We start from the raw sequence: 18,545 nt of genomic DNA, 5'->3' as shown, positions 1-18,545 counted from the left end.
CCCAGAGACAGCTCCCGAGCCCGCGAGGACGGGTCAGCGCAACGAGCCGCGAGGCGAACTGAGCGGTTCGATCCTCGTGGGGACCTGCAGGTTGGGGGCGAGCGGGCGCGCCCACATCAGCCACCGCACCAGCCCCGCAGCGACCGCAACGCCTGCGATCGCGTCCGAAGGCGGGTTCCGAGCCTGCGAGGAGCGAGTTCGCGCAGCGAGCCGCAGGCGAGTTGGGCGTTTGGGAGTTCGCCGAGGGTGGATCTGTATGTGGGGGCGGGCGGGCGCGCCCACATCAGCCACCGCACCAGCCCCGCAGCGACCGCAACGCCTGCGATCGCGTCCGAAGGCAGGTTTCGAGCCTGCGAGAAACCTGATCGCGCAGCGAGCCCCCAGGGCGAGTCGGAGCGATGCAGCGATCGCGCGCAGTGCCCGTGGAAGGGAAGGCGCTCTAGCGCCTGACCGCCAAGGGCACTGCAAATAAGCACAGCGAGAAACCTGATCGCGAAGCGAGCCCCCAGGGCGAGTCGGAGCGATGCAGCGATCGCGCCGCAGTTCCCGCTGAAGGGAAGGCGCCCCAGCGCCTGACCGCCGAGGGAACTGCAAACAAACACTGTTATCCTGAGAGCCCGTGGGCAGTGCGTATGTCCGCCTCGCAACGACCACGGGAGCATCTTCCTTGCCTTCGGCAGCCACTGGTAGCTCGCGGCCTACCAAGCATCTCTTCGTCACGGGCGGTGTCGCCTCCAGCCTCGGCAAGGGGTTGACGGCGTCCAGCCTGGGGCGGCTTCTGGCCCTGCGCGGTCTCCGCGTCACGATGCAGAAGCTCGATCCTTACCTCAACGTCGATCCCGGCACGATGAACCCGTTCCAGCACGGGGAGGTCTTCGTCACCGATGACGGTGCGGAGACCGACCTGGACGTCGGGCACTACGAGCGGTTCCTCGACACGGAGCTGCACGGTTCGGCGAACGTCACGACGGGGCAGGTCTACTCGAACGTGATCGCCAAGGAGCGGCGCGGGGAGTACCTGGGCGACACCGTGCAGGTGATCCCGCACATCACCAACGAGATCAAGGACCGGATCATCGGGATGGCCGCCGATGACGACGTCGACATCGTGATCACCGAGGTGGGCGGGACGGTCGGGGACATCGAGTCGCTGCCGTTCCTGGAGTCGGTGCGGCAGATCCGGCACGAGATCGGCCGGGACAACTGCTTCTTCCTGCACGTGTCGCTGCTGCCCTACATCGGGCCGTCGGGGGAGCTGAAGACGAAGCCGACGCAGCACTCGGTGGCGGCGCTGCGCTCCATCGGCATCCAGCCCGACGCGATCGTGTGCCGGTCGGACCGGCCGATCACCGACGGGCTCAAGCACAAGATCAGCCTGATGTGCGACGTCGACCGGGAGGCCGTGGTGTCGGCCGTCGACGCGGCGTCGATCTACGACATCCCGAAGGTGCTGCACTCGGAGGGCCTGGACGCGTACGTGGTGCGGCGGCTGGACCTGCCGTTCCGCGACGTGGACTGGGGCGCGTGGGACGAGCTGCTGCGGCGCGTCCACAAGCCCGCCCGGGAGGTCACGATCGCGCTGGTCGGCAAGTACATCGACCTGCCCGACGCGTACCTGTCGGTCACGGAGGCGCTGCGGCACGGCGGGTTCGGCAACGACGCCAGGGTCCACATCCGGTGGGTGAAGAGCGACGACTGCGAGACGCCCGAGGGCGCCAAGCGGGAGCTGGACGGCATCGACGGCGTGCTGATCCCCGGCGGGTTCGGGGTGCGCGGCATCGAGGGCAAGCTCGGCGCGGTGCGGCACGCGCGAGAGAACCGGATCCCGCTGCTGGGGATCTGCCTCGGCCTGCAGTGCATGGTGATCGAGGCCGCGCGGACGCTGGCGGGGCTCGCCGGCGCCGGCAGCGCCGAGTTCGACGCGAGCACCGCGCACCCGGTCGTCGCGACGATGCCCGACCAGGTCGACGTGGTCGCCGGTGAGCGGGACATGGGCGGGACGATGCGGCTCGGCCTCTACCCGGCCGACCTCGCCGAGGGGTCGATCGTCCGGGAGCTGTACGGGGAGGCGAAGGTGTCCGAGCGGCACCGGCACCGCTACGAGGTCAGCAACGCCTACCGCGACCAGCTGGCGGAGGCCGGGCTGTGGTTCTCCGGCCTGTCGCCGGACGGCCGCCTCGTCGAGTACGTGGAGCTGCCCCGCGACCTGCACCCGTTCTTCGTCGGGACGCAGGCGCACCCGGAGTTCCGGTCCCGCCCGACGCGCCCGCATCCGCTGTTCACCGGGCTGGTCACCGCGGCGCTCGACTATGCCGAGGCCCGCGCGGGCGGCGGCGAGACCGGCGGCGAGACCGGGGGCGAGAGCGCTTCATGAGCCCGGCCGAGGGCCTTGGGCCGGACGACGTCCGGGACCGTCCCGAGCGGTGGAACGTCGTGGCGGAGTCGACGGTGTTCCAGGGGCGCGTGTTCGATGTCCGCAGCGACCGGGTGGAGATGCCGCGGGGCGACGGCACCGAGGTCGTCGTGCGGGACATGATCCGGCACATCGGCTCCGTCGGCGTGATCGCCGTCGACGACCGCGACCGGGTGCTGCTGCTGCGGCAGTACCGCCATCCGGTGGGGCGGCTGCTGTGGGAGGCGCCGGCCGGGCTGCGGGACGTGGCCGGCGAGCCGCTGCACAAGCTCGCCGAGCGGGAGCTGTTGGAGGAGGCCGGGTACCGCGCCGGCCGCTGGGACACCCTCGTCGACGTGTACACCTCGCCCGGCATGACCGACGAGCGCGTCCGGATCTTCCTGGCCCGCGACGTCGCGGAGGTGCCCGCGGACGAGATCGACTTCGAGCGCGTCCACGAGGAGGCCGACATGCCGGTCGTGTGGGTACCGCTGGAGGACGCGGTCCGCAAGGTGCTGGCCGGCGAGCTGCACAACATGATCACCTGCCTGGGGGTGCTGGCGGCGCAGGCCGTGCGGGCGTCGGGGTACGCCGGGCTGCGCCCGGTCGACGCGCCGGAGAGCTGAGCGGGATGGGCCCCGCGCCGGGCCGGAAGGGGCATGATGGGCGGGACTCCGCAGCCACGCCCGGAAGAGGTGCCGCAAACTGAACGCTGTCCATCCCCGGTCGCCGGCGACGGGTGCCGGCTGCGGCGGCGTGCCGGTCGAATCGGACGCCCCGCCCGGGGGCGCCGTGCGGGACGCGGGCGCCGGTTCCGCGCTCGGCGCCACCGTGCGCACCTACCTGGGGCACCTGGCGGTGGAGCGCGGGCTGGCCGCCAACACCCTCAGCTCGTACCGCCGCGATCTGCGGCGCTATGTGCGGGTGCAGGACGGGCGGGGCCGCACGGACATCGCCGACATCACCGAGGGTGACGTCCGGGCCTATCTGGTGAACCTGCGGGAGGGCGACGCCGACCATCCGCCGCTGTCGGCGGGTTCGGCGGCGCGGGCGCTCGCGGCCGTCCGCGGGCTGCACCGCTTCGCGTTTCGCGAGGGGCTCGCGGCCGGTGACCCGGCGCACGAAGTGAAGCCGCCGACGCCGCCGCGGCGGCTGCCGAAGGCGATCTCCCTCGCGGAGGTGGAGCGCCTCCTCGCCGCGGCGGGCGCGCCGTCCGGCGGTGACGCGGGCACCGCCCGCGGCCTGCGCGACCGGGCGCTGCTGGAGCTGCTGTACGGGTCGGGCGCCCGGATCTCCGAGGCCGTCGGCCTGGACGTCGACGACCTCGACCTGCGGGACGGCTTCGCCCGCGTCGCCGGCAAGGGCGGCAAGGCGCGGGTCGTGCCGATCGGCGACTACGCCCGGGAGGCCGTGGACGCCTACCTGGTGCGGGCCCGTCCCGAGCTGGCGAGGGCGGGGAGGGGCGGCCCGGCGCTGTTCCTGAACGCGCGCGGCGGGCGGCTGTCGCGGCAGGGCGCGTGGATGGTGCTGCGCGCCGCGGCCGACCGGGCGGAGCTGTCGGAGGTGTCGCCGCACACGCTGCGGCACTCGTTCGCGACCCATCTGCTGGACGGCGGCGCCGACGTCCGCGTCGTCCAGGAACTGCTCGGGCACGCGTCGGTCACCACGACGCAGGTCTACACGCTGGTGACCGTCCAGCTGCTGCGCGAGGTGTACGCAACCTCGCATCCGCGCGCGAGAAGCTGATCGGGCGAATCCCGACGTTCGGCGCGCGTCGGCTTGAGACCCGGCACCGGCGGCCCTAGAGTCCCCGTTCTGGATGGCATTTCCGGGCCACCGGGGAGGGATCTGGTGACCAGCACGAACGGTGCGGATGGAGTCCTGACCTCCGCCACCATAGAGACAGATCCGAGCAGGGGGCTGGGGCCGACCCAGCGCCCGGTGCCGGTGTTCCCCGAGCCCGAACCCCTGGCCGAGCACGGGCCCGCGCGGATCGTGGCCGTCTGCAACCAGAAGGGCGGCGTCGGGAAGACCACGACGACCATCAACCTGGGCGCGGCGCTCGCCGAGTACGGCCGCCGCATCCTGCTCGTCGACTTCGACCCGCAGGGCGCGCTGTCGGTCGGCCTGGGCAAGGGCGACCCGCGCCAGCTCGACGTGACGATCCACAACCTGCTGCTCGAACGCGACACCGAGTGGGAGGACATCGTCATCGAGACCGGTGTCGACGGGATGGACCTGCTGCCGAGCAACATCGACCTGTCGGGCGCGGAGGTCCAGCTCGTCCACGAGGTCGGCCGCGAGTACATCCTGCAGGGCGCGCTGAAGTCGGCCGTCGAGCACTACGACTACATCCTGATCGACTGCCAGCCGTCGCTCGGCCTGCTCACCGTCAACGCGCTGGCCGCCGCCGACGGCGTGCTGATCCCGCTGGAGTGCGAGTACTTCGCGATGCGCGGTGTCGCGCTGCTGATGGAGACCATCGAGAAGGTCCAGGGCCGCATCAACCCGAACCTCGTCATCGACGGCGTCCTCGGCACCATGTACGACTCGCGGACGCTGCACACCCGCGAGGTCCTCGGGCGCATCGTCGAGGCGTTCGGCGACAAGGTCTTCCACACCGTCATCAACCGGACGGTGCGCTTCCCGGACGCGACCGTCGCCGGGGAGCCGATCACCTACTTCGACCCCAACTCGATGGGCGCGAACGCCTACCGCGGGCTGGCGCGGGAAGTCCTGGGGCGGTGGGCCCTCGCGGGGTGACCCAGCCCGTGTTACGGAGTCGGCGAGGCGCCGGCTTTCCAGTTCGCGGCGGGCCTCGCCGGGCGGATGACCGGTCGGCGGCGCCCGGCCCCCCAGGCCGGTGCGCGCGGCGGCACCCGCGGCGGCGCGGTGCGAGCGGTGCCGGGCGCATGGGACGATGTGGCCGGTGAGCACAGCGCGGGAGGTGACCTCCGCTACCGTGAGCGACGTGGACGAGACGTCGCCGGAGCCGGGGCGGCAGCCCCGGCCGGAACCGGGGGAGGAGCAGGGCTTCCGCGTCCACCTGGACAACTTCGAGGGGCCGTTCGACCTGCTGCTCGGGCTGATCTCCAAGCACAAGCTCGACATCACCGAGGTGTCGCTGCACAAGGTCACCGACGACTTCATCGCGCACATCCGCTCCTACGGCCGCGACTGGGACCTCGACCAGGCCAGCCACTTCCTGCTCGTCGCCGCGACCCTGCTGGACCTGAAGGCCGCCCGGCTGCTGCCGTCCGGGGAGGTCGACGACGAGGAGGACCTGGCCCTGCTGGAGGCCCGCGACCTGCTGTTCGCGCGGCTGCTGCAGTACCGCGCCTACAAGGAGGTCGCGAAGGTCTTCGCCGGGCGGATCGCCGACGCGAGCCGCCGGTTCCCGCGCGTCGTCCCGATGGAGCCGCGGTTCGCGAACCTGCTGCCGGAGGTGCTGCTCGGGCTCGGGCCCGAGGAGTTCGCCCGCCTCGCCGCCAGGGCGTTCACGCCCCGGGAGGCGCCGTCGGTCTCCGTCGAGCACATCTACCAGCCGAGGGCCAGCGTCACCGAGCAGGCCGCGATCGTCGTGGCGAAGCTGCGCCGGCTCCGGAACACGACGTTCCGCGTCCTCGCGTCGGACGCCGAGGGCACCTACGAGGTCGTCGCGCGGTTCCTGGCGCTGCTGGAGCTCTACCGGGACCAGAACGTCATGTTCGAGCAGCAGGAGCCGCTCGGCGAGCTGCACGTCACCTGGACCGGCACCGACGAGGGCGACGTCGAGGTCGGCGACGACTACGAGGGCGCGGCGAAGAAGGACGGCGCCGAGAAGGACGGCGCCGAGACGGAACACAGGGACGAGGGAGACGATGACTGAGGGACCCGGCGCGCAGGCGCCGGAGCTTCCGGGGCTGCGGGCGTCCATCGAGGCGATCCTGCTGGTGGTCGACGAGCCGGTCGCCGAGGTGACGCTCGCGCAGCTGCTGGAACGCCCCCGCGGCGAGGTCGCGGAGACGCTGCGGGAGCTGGCCGCGGAATACACTGAGCAGGGCCGCGGGTTCGACCTCAGGGAGGTCGCGGGCGGCTGGCGGTTCTACACCCGGGACGTGTGCGCCCCGGTCGTGGAGCGGTTCGTCACCGACGGGCAGCAGGCGCGGCTCACCCAGGCCGCGCTGGAGACGCTCGCCGTCGTCGCCTACCGGCAGCCGGTCAGCCGCGCCCGCGTGTCGGCGATCCGCGGCGTCAACAGCGACGGGGTCATCCGCACCCTGACGCTGCGCGGCCTGATCGAGGACGCCGGGCAGGACCCCGAGTCGCAGGCCCACCTGTACCGCACCACCGGGTACTTCCTGGAGCGGCTCGGGCTCCGCGACCTCGACGAGCTGCCCGAGCTCGCCCCCTTCCTGCCCGATGACCTGCCTGACGACATAGTTGAGGACACGTGACCGAGAACGAGGGCGTGCGGCTGCAGAAGGTCCTGGCCGAGGCCGGGATCGGCAGCCGCCGCCACTGCGAGGAGCTGATCGGCGAGGGCCGCGTCACCGTCGACGGGAAGAAGGTGTTCCGGTTCGGTGAGCGCGTCGACCCCCGGAGCGCCGTCATCCACGTGGACGGCAAGCGCGTCGAAACCCGCGCCGAGATGCGCTACTACGCCATCAACAAGCCCCGCGGGGTGGTGAGCACGATGGCGGACGAGCGGGGCCGCAAGTCCCTCGCCGAGTACGTCGACGTCCCCGAGCGGCTGTTCCACGTCGGCCGGCTGGACACCGACACCGAGGGCCTGATCCTGCTCACCAACGACGGCGAGCTGTCGCACCGGCTCACCCACCCGAGCTTCGGCGTCGCCAAGACCTACCTGGCCGAGATCCACGGGCCGATCCCGCGCGACCTCGGCAAGCGGCTGCGGGCCGGCGTGACGCTGGACGACGGGCCCGCCAAGGCCGACAAGTTCCGGGTGTTCGACCAGGTCGGCCGGCGCGTGCTGGTGGAGATCACGCTGCACGAGGGGCGGAAGCACATCGTGCGGCGGCTGCTGAAGGAGGTCGGGTTCCCGGTCCAGCAGCTCGCGCGAATAGAGTTCGGGCCGATCAGGCTGGGTTCGCTGAAGCCGGGCACGATGCGGGCGCTGACCGTCCACGAGGTCGGCGACCTGTACAAGGCCGTGGGACTGTAGGCGGGCGGGACGAGGAGGGGGAACGGCTGTGGCGGTACGGGCGGTCCGGGGCGCGACGCAGGTCGACGCCGACGACCGGGACCAGATCCTGGAGGCGACGACGGAGCTCGTCTCGGCGGTGATGGCCCGCAACGAGCTGAGCACCGACGACGTCATCAGCGTGGTCTTCACGACCACGCCGGACCTCACGGCGGAGTTCCCGGCGCTCGCCGCCCGCAAGCTCGGTTTCCACGAGGTGCCGCTGCTGTGCGCGTCGGAGATCGCCGTGCCGGGGGCGCTGCCGCGGGTCATCCGGCTGATGGCGCACATCGAGACGTCCCGGCCCCGGTCGGACGTCCAGCACGTGTACCTGCGCGGCGCGACGGCGCTGCGCCTCGACATCGCCCAGTGACATCGCCCGGTGACATGACCGGCGATCGTGCGCCCGCGGCCGGGAGCAGTGGCCGGGGAGCAGTAGGCTGACCGGCGTGAGTGAGGACGCGGCGGCGCGGCGCATCATCGTGGTCGGGACGGGGCTGATCGGTACGTCGATCGCCCTGGCCATGCGGGACCAGGGCGCCGAGGTGCTGCTGACCGACCGGGACGCGGCGGCGCTGGCGATGGCGGTGGAGCTCGGCGCCGGCGACCGGCTGCCGGACGGCGCGGCCGCCGGGCCCGCCGACCTGGCGGTGCTCGCGGTGCCGCCGGCGGCGGTGGCGGTGACGCTGCTGGACGCGCAGAAGCGCGGCCTCGCCACCGCCTACACCGACGTGGCGAGCGTGAAGGCGCTGCCGCTGGCGCAGGCGGCCGAGCTGGGCTGCGACATGACGACGTTCGTGGCGGGGCACCCGCTCGCGGGCCGGGAGCGGTCGGGGCCGGGCGCGGCCCGCGCGGACCTGTTCCTCGGCCGCCCGTGGGCGCTGTGCGCACCGCCGGAGGCGACGCCGGAGACCGTCGAAGCCGTCACGGGCCTGGTGAAGGCGTGCGGCGGGATGCCGGTCGAGGTGGACGCCGCCGAGCACGACCGGGCCGTCGCGCTGGTCTCGCATGGACCGCACGTGGTCTCGGCCGCCGTCGCGGCCCGGCTCACCGGCGCCGACGACACGGCGCTGGGGCTCGCCGGGCAGGGCGTCCGCGACGTCACCCGGATCGCGGCCAGCGACCCGCGGCTGTGGATCGGGATCCTGTCGGCGAACTCCGCGCCGGTCGCCGACGTGCTGGAGGCCGTCGCGACCGACCTGGCGGTGGCGGCGTCGCTGCTGCGCGACGGCAGCGAGGAGGCCGCCGCCCACGTGGCCGACCTGCTGCTGCGCGGGAACGCGGGCCGCTCCCGCATCCCCGGCAAGCACGGCGGCGACCAGCCCGCCTACGCGACGGTCCAGGTCGTCATCCCGGACCGCCCCGGCGAACTGGCGATGATCTTCCAGGCGGCGGGGATCGCGGGCGTCAACATCGAGGACGTGACGATCGAGCACTCGCCGGGCCGCCCGCTCGGCGTGCTGGAGCTGGCGGTGGTGCCGGAGGCGGCCGAGCGGCTCGCCGCCGAGCTGCGCGCCCGCGGCTGGTCGGTGCCCGGCTAGCGGCCCGGGGAGTGGGCGCGGAACGGTAGCCTGGTTCGCCGGGGCCCGTCCGGGGGGAACCCGCGCGCCGGTGCGGCGGAGAGCGCCGCCCGGCCCGCCCGCGGCCTCGCGCCCGAGGCGCCTCAACGGAACAGAGAGGGAGCGATCGTGCCGCTCGTCATCGCCATGGACGGACCCTCCGGGTCGGGCAAGTCCAGCGCGTCCAAGGGCGTCGCCCGCACACTGGGCCTCCGCTACCTGGACACCGGAGCGATGTACCGCGCCATGACGTGGTGGATGCTCGCCCACGGCGTGCCGGTCGAGGACGCCGAGGCCGTCGCGGCCCGCGCGCTCGAACCGGCCATCGAGTCCGGCACCGACCCGGACGCGCCGGCGATCACGGTCGACGGGACGGACGTGTCCGGCCCGATCCGCACCCGCGAGGTGACGAACGCGGTCAGCGCCGTCAGCTCCGTCCCGGCGGTCCGCGCCCGGCTCGTCGAGCTGCAGCGCGAGATCATCGGGGCCGGCGGCATCGTCGTGGAGGGCCGTGACATCGGCACGGTCGTCGTCCCGGACGCCCCGGTGAAGGTGTACCTGACCGCCAGCGAGGAGACGCGGGCGGCGCGCCGCGCGAAGGACCTCGCGGCCGACCCGGGGGCGTCGGTGACGGTGACGCAGGCCGAGCAGGCGCGGCGCGACCGGCTGGACTCCACCCGGAAGGCGTCGCCGCTGACCATGGCGGACGACGCGCACGAGATCGACTCGACGGAGCTGAGCCTGAGCGAGGTCGTCGAGGCGATCGTGCGGCTCGCCAAAGAGCATGAGTGAGCGGGCGGCCTGACGGCCCCCGCGGAGACGGGACAGTGAGCGATTACGAGATCGAGACGGCGGACCTGGAGACGGCGGACGTCGTGTCCGACGTCCCCGAGGACGCGGGCCCCGCGCCGGTCGTGGCGGTGGTCGGGCGGCCGAACGTCGGCAAGTCGACCCTGGTCAACCGGATCCTCGGCCGCCGCGAGGCTGTCGTGGAGGACGTCCCCGGGGTGACCCGCGACCGCGTCGCCTACGACGCGACGTGGAGCGGCCGCCGGTTCACCGTCGTCGACACCGGCGGGTGGCTGCCCGACTCGACCGGGCTGGCCGCGGCGATCGCCGAGCAGGCGCGGCTGGCGGTCGAGCTGGCGGACGTCGTGCTGTTCGTCGTGGACGCGACCGTCGGCGCGACCGACGTCGACGAGGCCGTGGTGGAGATCCTGCGCCGGTCCGGCAAGCCGGTGGTGCTGGTCGCGAACAAGGTCGACGGCGTGGCCGCCGAGTCCGACGCGGCGCTGCTGTGGTCGCTCGGCATCGGCGAGCCGCACCCGGTCAGCGCCCTGCACGGCCGCGGCAGCGGCGACCTGCTCGACGCGGTGCTGGCGGCGCTGCCGGCGGAGGCCCCGCCGGAGACGTTCGGCGAGCCGGGCGGGCCGCGCCGGGTCGCGCTGCTGGGCCGCCCGAACGTCGGCAAGTCGAGCCTGCTGAACAAGCTGGCGGGGGAGGAGCGGGCCGTCGTAGACGCGGTGGCGGGCACGACCCGCGACCCCGTCGACGAGCTGATCGAGCTGGGCGGCAGGACGTGGCGGTTCATCGACACGGCCGGGATTCGGCGGCGGCACCGCGAGAACCAGGGCGCCGACTTCTACGCGACGCTGCGCACCCGGTCGGCGCTGGAGCGCGCCGAGGTCGCGGTCGTGCTGGTGGACGCCGACCAGCCGCTCGCCGAGCAGGACCTGCGGATCATCTCGATGGTGGTCGAGTCGGGCCGGTCGCTCGTCATCGCCTACAACAAGTGGGACCTGCTGGACGAGGAGCGCCGCCACTACCTCGAACGGGAGATCGACCGGCAGCTGCACAACGCGCGGTGGGCGCCGCGGGTGAACATCTCCGCCAGGACCGGGCGGCACATGGAGAAGCTCGTACCGGCGATCGAGACGGCGCTGGAGGGCTGGGGCACCCGCGTCCCGACCTCGAAGCTGAACCAGTTCTTCGCCGACCTGGTGAACGCGCACCCGCACCCGGTGCGCGGCGGCAAGCAGCCGCGCGTGCTGTTCGCCACGCAGGCGGGGGTGCGGCCCCCGCGGTTCGTGCTGTTCACGTCCGGGTTCCTTGAGGAGGGGTACCGGCGGTTCATCGAGCGGCGGCTGCGCGAGGAGTTCGGCTTCGACGGCACGCCCCTCGACATCACCATGAAGATCCGCGAGAAGCGCGGTAAGAACCGCAAGTAACCGAAATTTCGGCCTTCGGCCCGTCCGGGATCTTTCCCGGGCGGGCCGCGGCGTGTCAGTATGCATTCTGCGGGCAGTGAGTAAGTCTTCCATTACTCGCTGATCGCGCGGCTGGTGCACGGCCGGTGACCGGGACGTCCGGGACCGGAGGCGGGTCGAGGGGTACGACGTGAAGCTCTTGCTGCTGATCTCCTGCGCCGTGGTCTGCGTGGCGCTGAGCTTCGCCTGGCGGGAACCGTGGATCGGCGGCGTCGGCCTGCTGATCGCCTTCGTGGCGATGTTCACCGACCGCGACGACGTGCGGCTCGACGACGAGCGCGGCAGCTACGAGACGACCAAGTCCGTCCGCGACATGCGCAGGCACGACCGGTAGCCGCCCGTCCGCCGGGCCCGCCGTCCGCCGGTGCGTCCGCTCAGCGGTCGTAGCGCTGCTCGCCCGCGACCGGCTGGTCGCCGTGGTGCGGCTGGTGCGGCGCGGGCCCGGGCGGGTTCTCCCGCGCGTAGCGTCCGTAGACCAGCGGCTGCGTGGTGCCCGAGCCGGGCCGGTCGGACTCCGCGGCCCCCGCGGCCTCCCGTGCCGCCGCCTCCCGGGCGCCGGCCACGGCGAAGCGGCCGAGCGCGAGGCCGGCGAGGAACGCGATGACGACGCCGAGGCCGGTGAACCCGGCGAGTTGCTCGGCGATCCGCTGTCCTTCGCCCGTGCCGAGCGGGGCGCCGACTCCGGAGGCGTCCCACAGCGCGGCGACGGTGTGCCCGACGGCGAACCAGGCCCCGCCGAGCGCGGCGAGCCAGGCGCCCAGCATCCCGAGCACGCGGTTGGCGCCCGCGAGCACGATCAGCCCGCCGAGGACGACGGCCGCCGCGGGGGCGACGCTGAGCTGGAGCCGGTCGGTGTCGTAGACCCACGTCTCGTCGGGGGCGAAGCCGAAGCCGAAGTACGGGCCGACGAAGGGCAGCAGCCCGCCCCACAGGCCGAGCAGCACCAGCAGCGTCCCGCTGAGCAGGCCCCGGGTGCGCGGTGCGCGCATGGTCCCAGTCATGATCATTCCTCCTGACCGGGCAGGGGGTTTCTTTGCATCCCCGATACCCGGACCAACCCACTCCACACGACCGGAAAACCCCGGCCGCCACCACGAAGATCACCAACGAGTACGCGCGCGAGCCCCCACCGGATCACCAGCCCCTCCCAGCGCAACGGCCCCCCGAGTTCGTTGACTTGCGGCGTGTTGTTGGTATGGAAGGCCGGATAACAACAACACGCCGCAAGTCAACGTCTTCGTCGCCTCGGTGAATGTTGGACGAGGGGGTTGCATCTGCGAAGGTAAAGCGAAGAGAGGCTTGTGTCTGCTGGTTAAGTTGCGGTCTCGCGCTTGCATTTGCGGGGCGGTAGTCTGGGGTGGGTGACGACGTTCAGGATCAGTGAGGCGGCCGCGCTTCTCGGGGTCAGTGCGGACACCGTCCGCCGCTGGGTGGACGGCGGCCGGCTCCCCGCGACGCGGGACGAGCACGGGCACCGCCTGGTACCGGGCGCCGAGCTCGCCGCCTTCGTGCGCGAGCAGGCGCGGGGGGCCGCGCCGTCCGACCAGGGGGAGCGGTTCTCCTCGGCGCGCAACCGGCTGCGGGGGATCGTGACCGAGGTCCTGCGCGATGGGGTGATGGCGCAGGTCGAGATCCAGGCCGGGCCGTTCCGGGTGGTGTCGCTCATGAGCCGCGAGGCGGCGGACGACCTCGGCCTGCGGGTCGGTGTGGTCGCCGAGGCGGTCGTGAAGTCCACCAACGTCGTCGTCGAGGTGGCCGAGCCGTCCTGAATCCCGGGGGAGCACACATGTGCAAGCGCGTCCTGGCGGTGGTGTCCCTGCTGCTCCTCGCCCTGGCCGGGTGCGGGGAGGTGGATGAGGGCGCTTCGTCGGGCGCGGGCGGCGGCCGTACCCTGACGGTGTTCGCGGCGGCCTCGCTCACCGAGGCGTTCACCGAACTCGGCAAGGCGTTCGAGGGCTCGCATCCCGGGGTGCGGGTCAGGTTCGGCTTCGCCGGAAGCTCGACCCTCGCGCAGCAGATCACGCAGGGCGCGCCGGTGGACGTCTTCGCTGCCGCCAGCACCGCCACGATGGCGACGGTCACCGAGGCGGGCGACGCGGCCGGGCCACCGCGGGTATTTGCACGGAACCGCCTGGTCGTCGCCGTCCCCAAGGACGACCCAGGCGCGGTGGACTCGGTCGATGACCTGTCCAAGCCGGGCCTCAAGGTCATCCTGTGCGCCGTCCAGGTGCCCTGCGGCGCCGCGGCGGAGAAGGCCCTCGACGCCGCCGGGGTGGAGGTCGAGCCGGTGTCGCGGGAGCAGGACGTCAAGGCCGTCCTCACCAAGGTCGGCATCGGGGAGGCCGACGCCGGGCTCGTCTACCGCACCGACGCCGAGGCGGCGGGGGACAGGGTCAGGGCGATCGAGTTCCCCGAGTCGGCGCGGGCCCGCAACGACTACCCGATCGTCGAGGTGGCCGAGGCCCCGCACAGCGCGCTCGCCAAGGAGTTCATCGCACTGGTGCTCGGGGCGCAGGGGCGGGCGGCGTTGCGCCGGGCGGGGTTCGAGGCGGCATGAGAGCGGCGCCGAAGGCGCTCCGGGGGGCCGGGGACGCGGACCGGCTGCCCGGACGGCCGCCGCTGGTCCTCCTGGTGCCCGCCCTCGCGGGGCTGGCGTTCCTGGTGCTGCCGCTGCTCGGGTTGCTCGTCCGCGCCCCGTGGTCCACGCTCGGCACCCGCCTCATGCAGCCGCAGGTGCTGGACGCGCTGCGGCTGTCGATGGTCACCGCCACCCTCGCCACGGGCCTGTGCCTGCTGTTCGGCGTCCCGCTGGCGTGGACGCTGGCGCGGGTCCGGTTCCCGGGCTCGGGCGTGGTCCGGGCGCTGGTGACGGTGCCGCTGGTGCTGCCGCCGGTCGTCGGCGGTGTCGCGCTGCTACTCGTCCTCGGGCGGCGCGGCCTGGTCGGCGGCTGGCTGGACTCCACGTTCGGGATCACGTTCCCGTTCACCACCGCCGGGGTCGTGCTGGCCGAGACGTTCGTGGCGATGCCGTTCCTGGTGATCAGCGTGGAGGGCGCGCTGCGCGCCGCGGACCTGCGCTATGAGGAGGCCGCCGCCACGCTCGGTGCGGGCCGCTGGACGATCTTCCGCCGGGTGACGCTGCCCCTCGTCGCGCCCGGGGTCGTGGCCGGCGCCGTGCTGTGCTGGGCGCGGGCCCTCGGCGAGTTCGGCGCGACGATCACCTTCGCGGGCAACTTCCCGGGCCGGACGCAGACGATGCCGCTGGCCGTCTACCTGGCGCTGGAGACCGACCCGGAGGCCGCGATCGTGCTGAGCCTCGTCCTGCTGGCGGTCTCGGTCGTCGTGCTCGCCGCCCTGCGGGGCAGGTGGATGGAGTCCTCCAGGTGAGCGGAGCGGGCGAGGGGCTGGACGCGCGGCTCGTCGTGCGGCGGGCCGGGTTCGAGCTGGACCTCGCGCTCACCGCCGAGCCGGGCGAGGTCGTGGCGCTGCTCGGGCCGAACGGGGCGGGCAAGAGCACCGCGCTGCGCGCGCTGGCGGGGCTGGTCCCGGTGTCCGGCGGCCACATCCGGCTGGACGGCGGCGACCTCGGCGCGCTGCCGCCCGACCGCCGCGGCATCGGCATGGTGTTCCAGGACTACCTGCTGTTCCCGCACCTCAGCGTGCTGGAGAACGTCGCGTTCGGGCCGCGCTGCCGCGGCGCCGGCCGCAGCGAGGCCCGCCGCCGCGCCGCGCGGTGGCTGGAGCGCGTCGGCCTGGCGGAGTTCGCGGCCGTCCGGCCGCGGGCGCTGTCGGGCGGGCAGGCGCAGCGCGTGGCGCTCGCGCGGGCGCTGGCGGTCGAGCCGGGACTGCTGCTGCTCGACGAGCCGCTCGCGGCCCTCGACGCGCACACCCGGCTGGAGATCCGCGCCGCGCTGCGCCGCCACCTCGCCGGGTTCGCGGGCGCGGCCGTGCTGGTGACGCACGACCCCCTGGACGCGATGGTGCTGGCCGACCGCATCGTCGTCGTGGAGGGCGGGCGCCTCGTGCAGGAGGGCGCGCCCGCCGAGGTGGCCCGCAGGCCCCGCACCGACTACGTCGCGCGGCTGGTGGGCCTGAACCTGTACCGGGGCCGGGCCAGGGCGGGCACGGTCGCGATCGACGGGGCCGGTGCCGGAACGCTGGACACTGTCGACTCACTCGAAGGTGAGGTCTTTCTCGCCTTCTCGCCAGCCGCGGTGGCGCTGTACCGGAGCCGTCCCGACGGCAGCCCCCGCAACCTCTGGCGCGCCCGCGTCGCGGCCGTCGAACGGCAGGGGGACCGGGTCCGGGTCCGGTTGTCCGGGCCGCCTTTCGACGCCGTCGCCGACGTCACCGCGGCGGCCGTCGCGGAGCTCCAATTGTCCGAGGGCAGCCTGATATGGGCGGCTGTGAAGGCCACCGAAACCCACGTGTACCCGGCTTGACCAGTACCAGGACCGTACGTGGCCGGAGGCCGCCCGTCAGCCCGGTATGTAGGTGATATCTGCCACAGAAAGGGCATGGAAGGGCCAATAGTGGACGGGATTGGTCCAGACCAAATAGCAAAAACGGCGGGTCTTGTTCATCATGCAAGGATCTGCGAACAGCTGAAGGAGTTGCCCGTGTCCAACCAGGTCTCCGGCCTCGACCAGGCCCCTACCGGCCACACCGAACTGATCGAGTGGGTGCGCGGGATCGCCGAGCTTACCAAGCCGGACCGCGTCGAATGGTGCGACGGCTCGGACGCGGAGTGGGAGCGCCTGACCGGCCTCCTCGTCGAGCAGGGCACCCTCACGCGGCTCGACCCCGCGAAACGGCCGAACAGCTTCTACGCCGCCTCCGACCCCACTGACGTCGCCCGCGTCGAGGACCGCACGTTCATCTGCTCCGAGAAGGAGGAGGACGCCGGCCCCACCAACAACTGGGTCGCGCCCGCCGAGATGAAGGAGACCCTGAACGGTCTCTTCGACGGCTGCATGAAGGGCCGCACCATGTACGTGGTGCCGTTCTGCATGGGCCCCCTCGGCGGCAACATCTCCCAGCTCGGCGTCGAGATCACGGACTCGGCCTACGTCGCCGTGTCGATGCGGATCATGACGCGGATGGGCGAGGGCGCGCTGCGGCTCATCGAGGAGCGCGGGTCGTTCGTCAAGGCCGTCCACTCCGTCGGCGCCCCCCTTGAGCCCGGCCAGGAGGACGCCAAGTGGCCGTGCAACTCCACGAAGTACATCACCCACTTCCCCGAGACCCGGGAGATCTGGTCGTTCGGGTCCGGGTACGGCGGCAACGCGCTGCTGGGCAAGAAGTGCTACGCGCTGCGGATCGCGTCCACGATGGCGCGCGACGAGGGCTGGATGGCCGAGCACATGCTCATCCTGAAGCTCACGCCGCCCGCCGGTGAGACCCGCTACGTCGCGGCGGCGTTCCCGTCGGCGTGCGGCAAGACCAACCTCGCGATGCTGGAGCCGACCATCCCGGGCTGGAAGGTCGAGACGATCGGCGACGACATCGCCTGGATGCGGTTCGGCGACGACGGCCGCCTCTACGCGATCAACCCCGAGGCCGGGTTCTTCGGCGTCGCGCCCGGCACCGGCGCGAGCACCAACGCCAACGCCGTGAAGACGCTGTGGGGCAACAGCATCTTCACCAACGTGGCGCTCACCGACGACGGCGACGTGTGGTGGGAGGGCCTCACCGACGAGCCCCCCGCGCACCTGACGGACTGGCGCGGCAACGACTGGACGCCCGACTCCGACACCCCGGCCGCGCACCCGAACGCCCGGTTCACCACCCCGGCGGGGCAGTGCCCGATCATCGCCGACGAGTGGGAGGACCCGAAGGGCGTCCCGATCTCGGCGATCCTGTTCGGCGGCCGCCGCGCGTCCGCGGTGCCGCTGGTCACCGAGTCGTTCGACTGGCAGCAGGGCGTGTTCCTCGGCGCGAACGTCGCGTCCGAGAAGACCGCCGCGGCTGAAGGTGCCGTGGGCGAGCTGCGCCGCGACCCGTTCGCCATGCTGCCGTTCTGCGGCTACAACATGGGCGACTACTTCGGCCACTGGCTGAAGATCGGCAAGGCCACCGACGCCGAGAAGCTGCCCCGCATCTACTACGTCAACTGGTTCCGCAAGAACGCCGACGGCAAGTTCATCTGGCCGGGCTTCGGCGAGAACAGCCGCGTGCTCAAGTGGATCGTGGAGCGGCTCAACGGCCAGGCCGACGCGGTCAAGTCCCCGATCGGGCACCTGCCGACCAGGGACGCGCTCGACACCGACGGCCTGGAGATCGACGACGCCGACCTCGAGACGCTGCTGACGGTGGACACGGAGGTGTGGAAGCAGGAGGCCGCCCTCGTCCCCGAGCACTTCGAGAAGTTCGGCGACCACATGCCGAAGGCGCTGTGGGACGAGTACCACGACCTGGTCCGCCGCCTGGAGAACTGACCCGGGGGCCGGAAGGCGTGCACGAGGCCGGCCGCGGATGCCATGGGCGTCCGCGGCCGGCCTTGACGTTCCGGTGGGTGTAGGGACCGGATGCGGGGAGAGATAGCCCGCAGGAGGTCCGTTATGTTCGATTTGATGGCCCGCCACTGGTGGGCCCTGGCCGTACGCGGCGCCTTCGCGGTCCTGTTCGGCGTCGTCGCCCTCGTCTGGCCGGCCATCACCGTCTGGGCGCTGGTCGTGCTGTTCGGTGCCTTCGCGCTCGCGGACGGAGTGGTCGCCGTGCTGCTGGCGGTGCGCGGCACCACGGGCGCGCCGCGCGGGCTGCTCGCCCTGTCCGGCGTCGCGGGGATCGCGCTCGGCATCGCGGCGTTCGGCTGGCCGGGCATCACCGCGTTCGCGCTGCTCATGCTGATCGCCGCGTGGGCGGTCGCCACCGGGCTACTGGAGATCGTCGCCGCGATCGCGCTGCGCAAGGAACTGCGGGGAGAGTGGGCCTACCTGCTCTCCGGGGCGATCTCGGTGCTGTTCGGCGTCCTGCTGTTCCTGTGGCCGGTGTCCGGTGCGCTCGCCATCGTCTGGCTGATCGGGCTGTTCGCGATCCTGTTCGGCGCCGCGATGGTCGGCGCCGCGTTCCGGCTGCGGCGCCTCGGCCAGGAGAGCAGGACCCGGCACGAAATGGGCCCCGCCGCCCAGCACTAACCCCCGACC

19 protein-coding genes are annotated in these 18,545 nt (G+C 72.7%); 18 read left to right on the top strand and 1 reads right to left on the bottom strand.

Annotation, left to right across the window (positions count from 1 at the left end; translation table 11 throughout):
* Positions 1-667: 667 nt before the first annotated feature.
* The 12 genes from E1200_RS18050 (at position 668) to E1200_RS17995 (ending at position 11,734) form a co-directional block, all read left to right on the top strand.
* Positions 668-2,374, top strand: coding sequence for a CTP synthase (locus E1200_RS18050; RefSeq protein WP_131953203.1), 1,707 nt, complete (start codon positions 668-670; stop codon positions 2,372-2,374).
* Positions 2,371-3,018 (top strand): NUDIX hydrolase, encoded by a 648-nt coding sequence (locus E1200_RS18045; protein ID WP_131953202.1) that lies wholly within the window; start codon positions 2,371-2,373, stop codon positions 3,016-3,018. Before E1200_RS18050 ends, E1200_RS18045 begins: the two co-directional genes overlap by 4 nt.
* 166 nt (positions 3,019-3,184) lie before the next feature.
* Positions 3,185-4,138: a site-specific tyrosine recombinase XerD gene (gene xerD / locus E1200_RS18040; protein ID WP_131953208.1), complete on the top strand. Its 954-nt coding sequence runs from the start codon at positions 3,185-3,187 to the stop codon at positions 4,136-4,138.
* A gap of 150 nt (positions 4,139-4,288) precedes the next feature.
* A complete protein-coding gene (locus E1200_RS18035) occupies positions 4,289-5,155 on the top strand; it encodes a ParA family protein (protein ID WP_207933409.1) in 867 nt (288 codons plus the stop codon).
* A gap of 208 nt (positions 5,156-5,363) precedes the next feature.
* A complete protein-coding gene (locus E1200_RS18030) occupies positions 5,364-6,260 on the top strand; it encodes a segregation/condensation protein A (protein ID WP_243708652.1) in 897 nt (298 codons plus the stop codon).
* Positions 6,253-6,828 (top strand): SMC-Scp complex subunit ScpB, encoded by a 576-nt coding sequence (scpB, locus tag E1200_RS18025; RefSeq protein WP_131953200.1) that lies wholly within the window; start codon positions 6,253-6,255, stop codon positions 6,826-6,828. The genes E1200_RS18030 and scpB overlap by 8 nt, the downstream gene beginning before the upstream one ends.
* On the top strand, positions 6,825-7,556 hold the full coding sequence (locus E1200_RS18020; RefSeq protein WP_131953199.1) for a pseudouridine synthase: 732 nt from the start codon (positions 6,825-6,827) through the stop codon (positions 7,554-7,556). The genes scpB and E1200_RS18020 overlap by 4 nt, the downstream gene beginning before the upstream one ends.
* A gap of 28 nt (positions 7,557-7,584) precedes the next feature.
* Positions 7,585-7,947 carry a chorismate mutase gene (aroH, locus tag E1200_RS18015; RefSeq protein ID WP_131953198.1) on the top strand — a complete coding sequence of 121 codons (363 nt, stop codon included), beginning with the start codon at positions 7,585-7,587 and terminating at the stop codon, positions 7,945-7,947.
* A 76-nt stretch (positions 7,948-8,023) separates the two neighbouring features.
* The gene (locus E1200_RS18010) at positions 8,024-9,115 is read left to right on the top strand and encodes a prephenate dehydrogenase (RefSeq protein WP_279484561.1); all 1,092 of its coding nucleotides are present in this window, start codon (positions 8,024-8,026) and stop codon (positions 9,113-9,115) included.
* A 147-nt stretch (positions 9,116-9,262) separates the two neighbouring features.
* On the top strand, positions 9,263-9,925 hold the full coding sequence (gene cmk, locus E1200_RS18005) for a (d)CMP kinase (RefSeq protein ID WP_243708649.1): 663 nt from the start codon (positions 9,263-9,265) through the stop codon (positions 9,923-9,925).
* A 50-nt stretch (positions 9,926-9,975) separates the two neighbouring features.
* Positions 9,976-11,361, top strand: a complete 1,386-nt coding sequence (der, locus tag E1200_RS18000; protein WP_131953204.1) for a ribosome biogenesis GTPase Der — start codon at positions 9,976-9,978, stop codon at positions 11,359-11,361.
* Between the two features lie 169 nt (positions 11,362-11,530).
* Positions 11,531-11,734 (top strand): hypothetical protein, encoded by a 204-nt coding sequence (locus tag E1200_RS17995; RefSeq protein ID WP_131953197.1) that lies wholly within the window; start codon positions 11,531-11,533, stop codon positions 11,732-11,734.
* A gap of 40 nt (positions 11,735-11,774) precedes the next feature.
* On the opposite strand, the gene E1200_RS17990 is transcribed toward E1200_RS17995, so the two are convergent.
* The gene (locus E1200_RS17990) at positions 11,775-12,401 is read right to left on the bottom strand and encodes a hypothetical protein (RefSeq protein ID WP_131953196.1); all 627 of its coding nucleotides are present in this window, start codon (positions 12,399-12,401) and stop codon (positions 11,775-11,777) included.
* Positions 12,402-12,761: 360 nt separating this feature from the next.
* Here E1200_RS17990 and E1200_RS17985 point away from each other — a divergent pair, with 360 nt between their 5' ends.
* From E1200_RS17985 to E1200_RS17960, 6 genes are all read left to right on the top strand, one after another.
* On the top strand, positions 12,762-13,169 hold the full coding sequence (locus tag E1200_RS17985) for a helix-turn-helix domain-containing protein (protein WP_131953195.1): 408 nt from the start codon (positions 12,762-12,764) through the stop codon (positions 13,167-13,169).
* A 17-nt stretch (positions 13,170-13,186) separates the two neighbouring features.
* Complete coding sequence (modA, locus tag E1200_RS17980) at positions 13,187-13,957, top strand: molybdate ABC transporter substrate-binding protein (protein WP_131953194.1); 771 nt, start codon at positions 13,187-13,189, stop codon at positions 13,955-13,957.
* Positions 13,954-14,787, top strand: coding sequence for an ABC transporter permease (locus E1200_RS17975; protein ID WP_131953193.1), 834 nt, complete (start codon positions 13,954-13,956; stop codon positions 14,785-14,787). The genes modA and E1200_RS17975 overlap by 4 nt, the downstream gene beginning before the upstream one ends.
* A complete protein-coding gene (locus E1200_RS17970; protein ID WP_207933408.1) occupies positions 14,784-15,842 on the top strand; it encodes an ABC transporter ATP-binding protein in 1,059 nt (352 codons plus the stop codon). The genes E1200_RS17975 and E1200_RS17970 overlap by 4 nt, the downstream gene beginning before the upstream one ends.
* Before the next feature lie 177 nt (positions 15,843-16,019).
* Complete coding sequence (locus tag E1200_RS17965) at positions 16,020-17,837, top strand: phosphoenolpyruvate carboxykinase (GTP) (protein ID WP_243708648.1); 1,818 nt, start codon at positions 16,020-16,022, stop codon at positions 17,835-17,837.
* Positions 17,838-17,960: 123 nt separating this feature from the next.
* Positions 17,961-18,536: an HdeD family acid-resistance protein gene (locus tag E1200_RS17960; protein WP_131953190.1), complete on the top strand. Its 576-nt coding sequence runs from the start codon at positions 17,961-17,963 to the stop codon at positions 18,534-18,536.
* Positions 18,537-18,545: the final 9 nt, after the last annotated feature.

The sequence above is a fragment of the Actinomadura sp. GC306 genome, from assembly GCF_004348665.1.
Lineage (GTDB): Bacteria > Actinomycetota > Actinomycetes > Streptosporangiales > Streptosporangiaceae > Spirillospora.
Note: the sequence above shows the minus strand (reverse complement) of the source record. Positions and strands in the feature narration are given on the sequence as shown.